Origin of the sequence: Halobacillus kuroshimensis DSM 18393, assembly GCF_000425705.1 — a bacterium.
In the GTDB taxonomy this organism is placed as follows: domain Bacteria; phylum Bacillota; class Bacilli; order Bacillales; family Halobacillaceae; genus Halobacillus; species Halobacillus kuroshimensis.
Genome location: NZ_AUDY01000015.1, coordinates 80688 through 91887, shown reverse-complemented (window position 1 = coordinate 91887; position 11200 = coordinate 80688). Strand labels below are relative to the sequence as shown.

At 47.8% G+C, this 11200-nt stretch carries 12 protein-coding genes; 4 read left to right on the top strand and 8 right to left on the bottom strand.

Going from position 1 to position 11200, the window contains the following annotated elements:
- Positions 1-80: 80 nt before the first annotated feature.
- Positions 81-500: a universal stress protein gene (locus H615_RS0118755; protein ID WP_027956580.1), complete on the top strand. Its 420-nt coding sequence runs from the start codon at positions 81-83 to the stop codon at positions 498-500.
- Between the two features lie 41 nt (positions 501-541).
- Here the strand turns inward: H615_RS0118755 and H615_RS0118750 are convergent, their stop codons facing one another.
- The 3 genes from H615_RS0118750 to H615_RS0118735 form a co-directional block, all read right to left on the bottom strand.
- Entirely contained in the window at positions 542-2179 is a 1638-nt protein-coding gene (locus H615_RS0118750) for a putative ABC transporter permease subunit (protein WP_027956579.1), read from the bottom strand.
- Positions 2172-2894 (bottom strand): ABC transporter ATP-binding protein, encoded by a 723-nt coding sequence (locus tag H615_RS0118745; protein WP_027956578.1) that lies wholly within the window; start codon positions 2892-2894, stop codon positions 2172-2174. The genes H615_RS0118750 and H615_RS0118745 overlap by 8 nt, the downstream gene beginning before the upstream one ends.
- Positions 2895-2960: 66 nt before the next feature.
- The gene (locus tag H615_RS0118735; RefSeq protein WP_027956577.1) at positions 2961-3461 is read right to left on the bottom strand and encodes a GNAT family N-acetyltransferase; all 501 of its coding nucleotides are present in this window, start codon (positions 3459-3461) and stop codon (positions 2961-2963) included.
- A gap of 81 nt (positions 3462-3542) precedes the next feature.
- On the opposite strand from H615_RS0118735, the gene H615_RS0118730 reads away from it, so the two are divergent.
- A complete protein-coding gene (locus tag H615_RS0118730) occupies positions 3543-4097 on the top strand; it encodes a sugar O-acetyltransferase (protein WP_027956576.1) in 555 nt (184 codons plus the stop codon).
- Positions 4098-4187: 90 nt separating this feature from the next.
- Positions 4188-4943 carry a type I methionyl aminopeptidase gene (gene map / locus H615_RS0118725; RefSeq protein WP_027956575.1) on the top strand — a complete coding sequence of 252 codons (756 nt, stop codon included), beginning with the start codon at positions 4188-4190 and terminating at the stop codon, positions 4941-4943.
- A 567-nt stretch (positions 4944-5510) separates the two neighbouring features.
- Here map and H615_RS0118720 read toward each other — a convergent pair.
- From H615_RS0118720 to H615_RS0118710, 3 genes are all read right to left on the bottom strand, one after another.
- Positions 5511-5708: a cold-shock protein gene (locus H615_RS0118720; RefSeq protein ID WP_008634702.1), complete on the bottom strand. Its 198-nt coding sequence runs from the start codon at positions 5706-5708 to the stop codon at positions 5511-5513.
- A gap of 184 nt (positions 5709-5892) precedes the next feature.
- Positions 5893-6744 (bottom strand): hypothetical protein, encoded by an 852-nt coding sequence (locus H615_RS0118715; RefSeq protein WP_027956574.1) that lies wholly within the window; start codon positions 6742-6744, stop codon positions 5893-5895.
- A gap of 19 nt (positions 6745-6763) precedes the next feature.
- A complete protein-coding gene (locus tag H615_RS0118710) occupies positions 6764-7591 on the bottom strand; it encodes an alpha/beta fold hydrolase (RefSeq protein WP_027956573.1) in 828 nt (275 codons plus the stop codon).
- Positions 7592-7686: 95 nt separating this feature from the next.
- Here H615_RS0118710 and H615_RS0118705 point away from each other — a divergent pair, with 95 nt between their 5' ends.
- Positions 7687-8472, top strand: coding sequence for a cobalamin-binding protein (locus H615_RS0118705; RefSeq protein WP_027956572.1), 786 nt, complete (start codon positions 7687-7689; stop codon positions 8470-8472).
- A 9-nt stretch (positions 8473-8481) separates the two neighbouring features.
- On the opposite strand, the gene H615_RS0118700 is transcribed toward H615_RS0118705, so the two are convergent.
- Positions 8482-9315 (bottom strand): MBL fold metallo-hydrolase, encoded by an 834-nt coding sequence (locus H615_RS0118700; RefSeq protein WP_027956571.1) that lies wholly within the window; start codon positions 9313-9315, stop codon positions 8482-8484.
- 202 nt (positions 9316-9517) lie between these two features.
- Positions 9518-10918, bottom strand: coding sequence for a Na+/H+ antiporter NhaC (gene nhaC / locus H615_RS0118695; RefSeq protein WP_027956570.1), 1401 nt, complete (start codon positions 10916-10918; stop codon positions 9518-9520).
- Positions 10919-11200 lie beyond the last annotated feature (282 nt).

Here is an 11200-nt window from a genome sequence, read left to right as displayed (position 1 = left end):
TGGGGGAGGGTGCGTATCTTCAATTATTTACATGGGCTTCACATTCCATGGTAAAATGATGAAAAAAGGGGGAAGCGGTCATGTATAAAAACATATTGATTGCGGCCGATGGGTCTGAGCATTCCATACGTACAGCAGAACGAGCGGCAGAGCTTGCCGGACTGCAGATGGGAGCAAAGATCACCATCATTTATGTGGTCGATGTCGACCAGTCTAAAACCGATGTCCTGACACAAGGAGATAAAACAGTGATCGATCAGAAGAGGAAAGAAAGACTGGAGCCGATCGAAGACGTCCTCCAGGGGAAAGATATCTCTTACGAAATTGTCATCCGTCATGGAGAACCCGGGCCAACCATCGTTCATTACGCCAATGATCATGCCTTTGATATCGTCATCATCGGCAGCCGGGGATTGAATGCTCTTCAGGAAATGGTTCTTGGCAGTGTCAGTCACAAGGTGGCTAAACGGGCCAAATGCCCAGTTATGATAGTGAAATAAAAACAGGCAGAAGAGGCGGTCTCTTCTGCCTGTTTTTTTGCTTACAGCAGGTTGTGGTAGCGTCGTTCTGTTAACTTCCTCATGGCCGTCTGCATAAGAAACACCAGCAGCAGAAAGATGATCAATAATGCGCCTGTTACCGGCCAAAGACCCTGCAGACTGTTGATATTCCACACAATCACTAAAATCACTCCGAAGACAAGGGCTTCAATGGCGAGGGGAACAATTCCGATGAAACGCCCCTTGAATACTTCACGCTCATCTGTCCAGTCCAGCTTGGGGCTGTATAGATCCACCATCACGCCGGCGGCAGAGGCAATCCAGCTTATGAGGAGGGACAGGATGAACCACGCTGTCCAGATTGACAGAGGGATTTTTATGACCCATAAAGCGGCTGCGCTCAAAATAACCAAGGAGATGGCATTCAGCAGATAGGCCGTCAGCATTTTACTCATGATTACCTTTGAAGGTGGAATAGGCAGATACAGATGATTGAACCAGCTTTTCCCATCCCTTGAAATCGAAGAGATGGAAGCGGGGTTCGATCCGAAAACAACTACTGAAAGACCGACAGAGGCCAGAATGACGAATTTTCCATTCATTTCTGCCAGCTGTGGGCCTGCTCCCCCTAGCGGTCCATCCATTTCCATGATGATCAGAACAATGGCCAATACAGGCAGAATCAAACTTTGCACAAAGACTTGGGTGAAAAAGGTGGGGGTGCGTAAAATCAACAGGACTTCTTTTCTGAAGAGACTGTAGATCAAAGGCTTTTTCTTCACATAAACTTCGACTGTATCCTCAGTGAACGTGTTCCTTTTTCCACCGGATAAACCGAGTACGCCTTTGAAATAAAGCTTCTGGCCGATAGTGAAGAAGAGAGCAATCCCTCCTGCGGATAGTGCGGTCATCAATACGAGAAAAAGGATGCCCTGAATGGACGCAGGGGCGGCGAGGGCTGAACTGCTTATATAAGCAGTAGGGAAAAACTTCGTCACTAATCCGAGCAGGTCCCCCTGTCCGGCCGCCAATTGATACATATTCTGACTGCCGCCCTCCAGACGGATCACAACATTGATTCCGATAACAAATCCAAAACCAAGAAGTCCAGCAATGACTTTGCTTCGGTCCTTGTTTTTCGAGATATTGACAAAACGCATCATGAACATGATGGCAATGGCAGTCAAAACAAAGGGAAGCACCGGAAGCAGAAGCCACACAAGTAAGGCGGAGCTGTAATAAAGCAGTCCCGCACCGCTGTGGAGACCGTAAAACGCAAGCCCGGGGAGCAGAATGACCGCATTCACCCCGTAAAGGGACAGAAATGGAACGGCTGCTTTTCCGGCTGCTATTTGATAAGGGTGAAAGGGGAGTGGTACAAACGATTCCACATCCTCTGCAAAATAAAAAGATGATAAAACCGTACCTATGCTGATAAAACAGTAAAAAACGGTCATTAAGACAAATAAAACCCCAAGGATGACCGCTTCATCCCCTGTCGGGCTGAAGGCGGCATACATGGCTGCGATCAGTTCGTTCAACAGTGTAAGAATCAACAGCCCGAAGGGGATCATGATGACTGCTAAGATGAGGTAGCCTGTTTTTTCTGCTGTACTGCGGTGAGCGAAGGATAACTGCATCTTCACCATCAACTTCATCAGCTTCCACGTGTTACTCATTTTGTGTCAGCTCCAAAAACAGCTTCTCAAGGTTGTTGTCCTCTTGAAACTGCTGCTTCATTTCTTTCATACTTCCTCTGAATTGAACATGTCCTTTGTTGATAATAGCCACCTCGTCACATAACTGTTCGACGACTTCCAGCACATGGGTGGAGAAAAAGACGGTCTTTCCTTTGGCTGCGTGTTCCCGCATCATTTCTTTCAAAGTATAGGAAGACTTAGGATCAAGGCCGGTTAACGGCTCGTCAAGAATCCAAACATCAGGATCATGCAGAAGTACACCACTGACAACGATTTTCTGACGCATCCCGTGCGAATATGTATGAATCTGGTCATTCAGTGCTTCATAGATGTCGAAGCTTTTCGTTAAGTATTCAATTTTCTCTTTTCGGACGTTTGGCGGTACATCAAAAACATCTCCGATAAAATTCAAGTATTCCATTCCCTTTAACCGGAGAAAAATGTCTGAGCGGTCCGGAACATAGCCGAACTGATGCTTGGCTTTCATAGGGTCTGTGCTGATATCCACGCCGTTCATGGATATGGAGCCTGCATCCAAGGGCAGGATCCCCGTCATCATTTTGATCGTTGTCGACTTTCCTGCACCGTTGGGACCGAGAAAGCCGAAAATTTTCCCGTCCGGCACCGTCAAATTCAAGTCCTTGACGGCTGCTTTGCCGGCGAAGTTTTTGGTTGCCTGCTTGATTTCAATCATTCCATCCCTTCCTTTTTCAGGAGCTTATGAATGGTATACGAACGGTAGCTTTTATCCGTTTCAATTTTACAGAAAAAGTTCATAATGCTCCTCATCTAAATAACCTGTGGGGAGTTTGATCGCTTGCTTCTCCACGCCCCAGCATTGAAAACCGAGCTTTCGATACAGCTCTCTTGCCGGGGTGTTTTCTGTAACAACGCTGAGGTGAAGGACTTCGACTTCCACTGCCCGGGCATGCTGGATCAGTTCTTCCAGCAGAAGCATGGCTCCTCCAGTCCGCCTTACCTCCGGTGTGATGTACATCGCAACGATGGATGCTTTATGTCTGAACTTCGGGTGTGTTTCCCGTACCAGTGTAACTACCCCTGCCAGTTTTTCTCCTGAAAAAAGTCCGAAGGTCCTGGTGTCTTTACTCTCCAGCCGTTCCGCGGTCGTTTCGATCGGGTTCGGTTTCTGCTTTTCCTGTTCGTAGGTCGTAATAAAAGCGTCCGGGTTTGTAAGCAGAGCTTCGAGTCTTAACTCAAAGTAGGCTTCTGCATCTGAACGGTTCAATTCGCGCGTCTCCATGGGCTTTGCCTCCTTTTGTTGTTCCTAGCCTAGCCGAAAACTATGGTAAAGTAAAGACATCAGGACTACAGGAGGGATGGCATGTCGGAGAAGGAAAAAATGTTAATGGGCGAGTTGTATCAACCGTGGGACGATGAGCTGGTGATGGAAAGGTCGCGCGCCAGACAAATCACCCATGCGTTGAATCAGACGAAGAATACAGAGGAGCATTACCGCCGTCAGCTGATCGAAGACCTGTTTGGAACAATTGCCGGGGAGATGTCCCTCGAACCGCCTTTTTACTGTGATTATGGTTACAATATTCATGTAGGTGATGGGTTCTTTGCTAATTTCAATTGTATCTTTTTAGATATATGTCCAATTACGGTGGGAAACCGTGTCTTGATTGGACCAAACGTACAGCTGTACACAGCTCTTCACCCTATGGATCGGGAAACGAGAGCAAAAGGGCTGGAGTCAGGCCGGCCGATTACCATCGGTGATGATGTGTGGATCGGAGGAGGAGCGATTATCAACCCGGGGGTTACCATTGGAAGCAATGTCGTGATTGGTTCAGGGGCGGTTGTCACTAAGGATCTCCCGGATAATGTCTTCGCCGCCGGCAGCCCTGCAAAGGTCATCAGGACAGTCGAATAAGGCTCCGGGGTAGTTTTGGCGGTATTTTTTCGTTATCATACAGAGGGATACTTGCATACGTAATAAGAAAAAAGAGAGGATTGTATCACTATGATTAAACGTAAGAGTCAAAGAGAAATTGAAAACATGCACGAGGCAGGGAAGCTGCTGGCTGATGTCCATAAACAATTGCGCACCTTCATAAAGCCGGGTGTCACAACGATGGAAGTCGAAAACTTCGTGGAAAAATATCTAGCTGAACGCGGGGCTACCGGAGAGCAGAAAGGATATCAAGGGTACGAATTTACAACATGCGCATCCATCAATGACGAAATCTGCCACGGATTCCCACGCGATGAGAAGTTGAAGGAAGGCGATATCGTAACCATCGATATGGTCGTCAACTTAAATGGCTACCTGGCTGACTCCGCCTGGACACATGCGGTGGGAGAAATCAGCGAAGAAGCTCAAAAACTGATGGATGTAACGAAAACATCTCTTTATAAAGGAATCGAGCAGGCTGTACCGGGTAAACGAATCGGTGATATCGGCCATGCGATCCAGGCCTATGCGGAAGGAGAAGGGTATTCGGTTGTCCGCGACTTCACAGGACACGGAATCGGTGAATCGATCCACGAAGATCCTTATATTCCTCACTTCGGTGCTGCCGGCAAAGGAGCACGTCTGAAAGAGGGAATGGTCATTACCATCGAGCCGATGATTAACATTGGAGACTGGGCAAGTCAGATGGATGAGAACAATTGGACGGCACGAACGGTTGATGGGACGTTATCCGCACAGTATGAACATACAGTAGCCATTACAAAAGAAGGCCCTGTCATCTTGACTGAGCAGGGAGATGAATAAATAAAAAGGGAACAGCTGTGAGCTGTTCCTTTTTTATTTTAACCTCTGTTAAAGTCTGTGGTTGATATTTTAAACGGATTACTAAATCGTTTCCGTCTGGAATTAGGGGTCCGGTCCGCTATTTACTCAGAGCATGGGATGGCAGGGAAAACCGTCCGCTTTCCGCGGGGAACGATGAGCCTCCTCGAACTTCGTTCTCCGGGGTCTCACCTTGTTCCTTTTTCCCGCAGGAGTCTACCTGTTTTCCCTGCCATCCCTTTCGTAGTGGTGTAACGGACTTCGGTTATGTCCTTTCTAACTACCCTTCTTTGAAGAGGCGGCCTTGGGAATGGCGGGACTCCTGTGGGATGAAGGTGCATCGTGAGACCCCGGAAGGCGCTGCCTGAGGAGGCTCACGGTACCCCACGGAAAGGGAGTCATTCCCAAGGCCGCCTCATACAAATCCCATGACAGAAAGGGGTGATCTGAGCTCACATGTTAAATAACAACACCAAGCAATAACAAAGCCTTATTTTAAAAACAAGACATAAAAAAACTCCCCTCGAAAGGGGAGTTTTTTATACGTTCTTATTTTTGAACGTTAGCTGCTTGTGGTCCACGCTGACCTTCTTCAATTTCGAAAGTTACGACTTGACCTTCTTCAAGAGTTTTGAAACCTTCTTCTTGAATAGCGGAGAAGTGTACGAAGACGTCGTCTTGACCTTCTACTTCAATGAAACCGAAACCTTTTTCTGCGTTAAACCATTTTACTGTACCTTCGACCATGTACAAAAACCTCCTGCGTGGAGAAACTCCACATTGTATTACTATTCTTGCTCATTCAAGTCCATCAAGACGACATCTTGCGATACATCTTCTCTTGCATGACACTCATCGAACAACGAATAATTAACCATAGTATAACAGATGGGCAAAAGGAATGAAAGCCCTATTACGAAAAAGTTCCTTTTTACTCCTGGGGCTGGGTCATATAGGCCTGGTTCATTAATGAAAGCAGGGAACGCTCCACAAGAGTATCGACTTCCTCAGGGGCTATGCGGGCCAGTTCATACAACGGCTTTCCCTGCTCGAGAAGGTGCTGGATGACAAGCCACCCTGTGTAATTGGCTTCTTTTTCAAATCCTGACGCACCGGTACCTTTGGTAAAGGAGTAGAGGGCCTCGTAATCTGTGCGGTGCAGATGGGGCTGTATGTTCATCATGACCCGGTTCGGTTCGCGGCTGCAGTTTTCTTCATCCCAGCTGAAGTAAGGATCTGATATCCCGCTTTCCTCCAGCACCTCCAATGTCGTGTGGATGGCCAGCCCCTCCTGAAAGATCAACTGTCCGAGGGTACGTGTATGGCTGGGGGCGAGTCCGGACTGGCGGCAGTGAACGACCCTGGCAAGCTCCTGAATCAAGCGCGTCTGACCACCGGGGAGTTCGACAGGGAAGCAGAGAATGTATTGATGATTTTCCTGGATGATGAAAGGATCCGTTTCAAATGTTCCGACAAAAAAGAGAACGTTTACATCAACGTAGGTGGTGCTGTGCAGAATTTGTTTAATATGATCCACGTGCCCATTCAATTCCAGCGGACTGATATCGAAATATTGAATTTTATCATAGACGTAATAGTACTTGTTCCAGGCATACTCCACCATTTCCTTTGCGAGCTGGCCTTGTTGATACCCCGGTGGTGTATGAGGGAAATCATAATATTCCATCCATAATTCATGACGCTTATGAGGGGGTTCTCGATAAGCCTGGTCATAAAACGTTAAGAAACGATCCAGCATTTGTGAGCACCTTACATCATCCATGGTGATCCCTCCGAATGTTTTAGGATTGATTTAGAAATTCCAGCCGTTTATTCCAAACATCATGAGCATCTTTTCCAATCCAGATTAAATGACTGTCAGCATTGACCTCGTAGATTTCACAATCGGGTACCGTCGATTTCAACAGCAGAGCGTTTGTATAAGGGACGCTCCGGTCTTTTTGAGAGTACATGCCGAGAACAGGTACATTCAGCTCATCCAGGTTTGTTACATCATGGTCAAGGTCAAGGATAAAGCCTCTGCCGGGCTGGGAGGTGGCGAGCATATCATAGATGAAGCGCCGGTCATTGGCCGATAAATGCTTGAGGTAATCCTCCACATCTTCGGTGGTCATATCAGCAAGAAGCTGTTTCATGACAAGGTCAGGGAAAAGCTTAAGCATAAACTTGAGGCTGCCTGTGACCATTTTTTCTGCGGGGCCGAACATCATCAATGCCTTTCTCCGGGTCTTTCGATCCCATGCCCCCGTCAGCGCTGCTTCGAGGACAAGCCGGTCCACCCTCTGCGGGTAGCGGGAAGCTAGAGCGATTCCGCTTGGCCCTGCTGCCGATACAGCAATGACATGGACGCGTTCCAAACGTAAATAATCAAGCACCTCAACGATTGTATCTGCGAATTCGTCCGGAGTTCGTCCTGTCGAGGGTTCTGTGTAGTCGTAACCAGGCCGTGAAATCGTCAGCAGTGAAAATCCTTCATATACGAGACTGCTGTGGGATAAATCTGTATCTCTACTGCAGTGGCCGCCTTTGAGCAGCAGCACAGGAGGACCTTCTCCGATATATGTAAATTCCACTATTCCGTTTGTTGAATCAAGGAGTGTCGTGGTCATGGGCTCATCCCTTTCTTTCTTTTTCCATACATTAAATATAAGCTATAATAAAAGAAAATGAAACATCAGACAATTCTGTTAATAGGGGTGGAAAAGTGAGAATCGTGTCGATATGTCCAAGCAATACTGAAATTGTCGCCTATCTGAATCAGACCCACCTGTTGGTTGGTGTCGATAATTATTCTGATTATCCGGAGGAAATCAGGAAGCTTCCGAAGCTCGGCCCTGATTTATCCATAGATATACAAAAAACAGCAGAGCTGAAGCCGGACTTGGTTCTGGCTTCGCTGTCTGTACCGGGCATGGAAAAAAATATTGAAGGGCTTGAAAAAGCCGGACTTCCTTATATCATCATCGATTCCAACAGCCTGTCAGAGATTGGGGAGGACGTCCGCCGTGTCGGCCGGGAGCTCGGGATGGGAGAGGAAGCTGATCATAGAGCGGATGCGTACAGGGATGAATTGGATCGTTTGAAGGAAAAGGCTTCTCTTGCTGAGATCAAGCCTGTGTTGTACTGGGAATGGTGGCCCAAGCCGGTTTTCACTCCGGGTGGAAAGAACTGGTTGACCGAAATCAGCCGTCTGGCCGGAGCTGAAAATGTCTTTGCAGATCAGGATACGGCCAGTTTTCAAACGGACTGGGATGAAGTCAAGAATCGTAATCCTGACCATATCTGCATGGTATGGGTGGGGGTGAAGGAAGAGAAAATGAACCCGGATCTTCTTAGGAAACGTCCGGGGTGGCTGGACATGAAGGCTGTAAAAAACGACAGGATCTATGTCCTGGAGGAATCATTATTCTGCCGTCCAAGCCCCAGACTGCTGGAGGGGCTGGAAAAGTTGACGAATGTCCTGCAAAAGGAAAATGACGAGCTCGGATAAGCTCGTCGTCTAGTGAAGCTTTCGTTTATGCTTAGGAACAGCCAGCTCGCGGAAATTGGACGCGAGCTCCTTGAGCTGATGGCTGAGGTCTTCCCCTCCCATAGGAAGTCCGTGTCCGGTGATCGCGGTGACCGGGTTCAAGGCAGCTAACTTCTGTACGGATTTTTCAGCTTCCTCCCAATTGTGCGTAAAGTAGGCCGGGGGTCCATGAACATGCTGATGCTGGATGAAAACGGCCATACTGGATTCCTGTTTTACAGTAATAAAGGCATCTCCAGCGAGAAGGGTGCCGTCGTGCGGACGGTATAATGCGACATGCCCCGGTGTGTGACCGGGAGTGTGAATGACCTGCCAGTCAGGGAGGGAGGGAAGTTTCCCGTCGTTCGGTATGGCATGGATATAGCGGCTCAAATCCGGCTGATGTGTAGGGAAGAATGGGGAAATCAAAGCAAAAAATCCTCCACCAACTGTGGCATCACCGACAGGGTAATCCCGTTGATTGGTCACATAATCCATTTCCATTGGGTGAATAAAAATGGGGACATTCCAATGGTCTGCCAGTTTTTTTGCTGAACCTACATGATCGAAATGGCCGTGGGTCAAGACGATCGCTTTTGGAGGCCTGGATCCATAGCGTTTTTCCGCAGCCGCTATGATCCTTCTGCTGTAATGGCTGATTCCACAGTCGACAAGGACCCAGTCATCGGTCTGTTCTTTTCCTATAAAGATGACATTGACAATCAACGTACGGTAAAAGGCGACATCGTCAAGAACTTGTTCAGCTTCTGCCTGCTCCATATCTAAATGATGATCCTGCTGTTCTCCATGCTGCTCCTGGTCCACACCTGTCACCCCTTTCGGATTCTCTACTGGTTAGTGTGAGGAATTATCCTGCGGATTATGCAATAGAAAAAGGACGTATCCTCTAATGGATACGTCTCTGTTTTCATATAGCTGTGTTTCCTTCCGCTGTCCGTAGATGATTCATTTTTTCCTATTCCAGCTTTAAAAGTGGAAGCGCCTCATAGGAATGAGGCGCTTCCGATTAGTTCGCTTTATGATAAGACTGAGTGGCTGCCGGAGCTATCGTTTTTCCTGTCAATCCGTACAAGATGGTAAGGATTGGGGATAACAGACAGAAGAATGCAAATGGAAGGTAATCAAGAACCGGTACTCCCAGCACACCGGAAAGGAATACACCACATACACTCCATGGGACAAGAGGGTTAATGACTGTTCCTGCATCCTCCAGAGTCCTGGACAGGTTTTTACGTGCGAGTCCCGCTTTTTCGTATACATCCTGATAGGCTTCCCCTGTCAACAGGATGGAAAGGTATTGTTCACCAATCGCGATGTTGATGCCGATCGCTGTAAATGCGGTGGAAAGTGTCGCTGATCTTGCGGATTTCAGTGAATCCTGTACACGAGTCAGGATGGCGGGAATGACTCCGGTGACGAAGAACAAACCGCCGAGCGCCAGTGCTAAAATCACAAGGGAAACCGTAAAGAGCATACTGTTCATCCCGCCCCTTGTGAGTAGTTCATTGACGACTTCCATCTCTGTGCTTCCTTCGAATCCACTGAACCATGTCTGCCATAAAGCCGTCCACGGCAGGACTTCTCTAAACCCGGCCAGAACCGTAGCTGTCAGACTGCTGACAGCCAGAGAAATAAAGGCTGGACGCTTGGTCATGGTCATGGCAACGAGGACAATGACTGGAATCCAGGATGTCCAGTGCATCAGTCCTGAGGCAGCCAGGCCGTTTTGGAAGTTATCGAGCTGTTCAACATCCGGGTTTCTGTCCGGAGATAGGAAGATGAACAGAATGAACGTGATGATGAAGGCGGGGATTGTTGTCCAAGCCATATTTTTAATGTGATCGAACAAGTCCACTTTTACAACAGTGGAAGCAAGGTTGGTTGTATCAGAGAGCGGTGACATCTTGTCTCCGAAAAATGCGCCCGAGACGACGGCTCCTGCAGTCATTGCAAGGGAGGCGTCCATGGATTCGGCCACGCCGATAAAGGCCACACCGACGGTAGCAGCTGTCGTGAAAGAGCTTCCGAGAGCCACACCGATGACAGCCGTAACGGCAAAAATAATGGCCAGGAACCAAGGGCCGTCCGCAATCGTAAATCCGGCTTCCATAAGGACAGGAATGGTACCCGCGGCCATCCAGCTGGATATAAGGATACCGATGACGAAGAACAGGAGTACCGCTCCCATTCCTGTCTGCGCGCCCTGAGTCATTCCGTACTGCAGGTCTTTAAAGGATTTTTTCTTTAATAAACCATACGTAAGCATAAAGAGAATGCCTAAAAGAATCGGGATATGTGGAACGGTCTGCAGGGAGATGATGAAATAACTGATTACTCCAATAGTCAGAACGAGCATAACTATGGATTCTACCAATGATGGCAGTTGTTTTGGCTGTAAATGAAACATGTTTCTTCCTCCTCTAATCCATACAAAAAAGCTCCGTCCCAAAGAAAGGGACGAAGCATCGCTCCGCGGTACCACCCTTATTGGTAAAGAAACGTTTCTTTACCCGCTCTTGTGGTTGTATCATTTGAACCGTACCCTGTAATTCAAAGGAAGCCGGCCCGGATTTTCACCATCCATCCGGTCTCTGCTGGCTGTCTGACTGCCTTTTACTGCGGAGTACTTGATACAAAAAATCTTCTTTGCTTAAACGCTTTTCAGTAATGAAGTAAGTTGCATTTATAA

Excerpts from the sequence above, each read along its gene's own strand:
- H615_RS0118735 (WP_027956577.1), bottom strand. The coding sequence starts at position 3,461 with ATGGAGACGCGCGAATTGAACCGTTCAGATGCAGAAGCCTACTTTGAG.
- H615_RS0118715 (WP_027956574.1), bottom strand. The coding sequence starts at position 6,744 with ATGGATGATGTAAGGTGCTCACAAATGCTGGATCGTTTCTTAACGTTT.
- H615_RS0118710 (WP_027956573.1), bottom strand. The coding sequence starts at position 7,591 with ATGACCACGACACTCCTTGATTCAACAAACGGAATAGTGGAATTTACA.
- H615_RS0118745 (WP_027956578.1), bottom strand. The coding sequence starts at position 2,894 with ATGATTGAAATCAAGCAGGCAACCAAAAACTTCGCCGGCAAAGCAGCC.
- H615_RS0118750 (WP_027956579.1), bottom strand. The coding sequence starts at position 2,179 with ATGAGTAACACGTGGAAGCTGATGAAGTTGATGGTGAAGATGCAGTTA.
- H615_RS0118730 (WP_027956576.1), top strand. The coding sequence starts at position 3,543 with ATGTCGGAGAAGGAAAAAATGTTAATGGGCGAGTTGTATCAACCGTGG.
- H615_RS0118755 (WP_027956580.1), top strand. The coding sequence starts at position 81 with ATGTATAAAAACATATTGATTGCGGCCGATGGGTCTGAGCATTCCATA.
- map (WP_027956575.1), top strand. The coding sequence starts at position 4,188 with ATGATTAAACGTAAGAGTCAAAGAGAAATTGAAAACATGCACGAGGCA.
- nhaC (WP_027956570.1), bottom strand. The coding sequence starts at position 10,918 with ATGTTTCATTTACAGCCAAAACAACTGCCATCATTGGTAGAATCCATA.
- H615_RS0118720 (WP_008634702.1), bottom strand. The coding sequence starts at position 5,708 with ATGGTCGAAGGTACAGTAAAATGGTTTAACGCAGAAAAAGGTTTCGGT.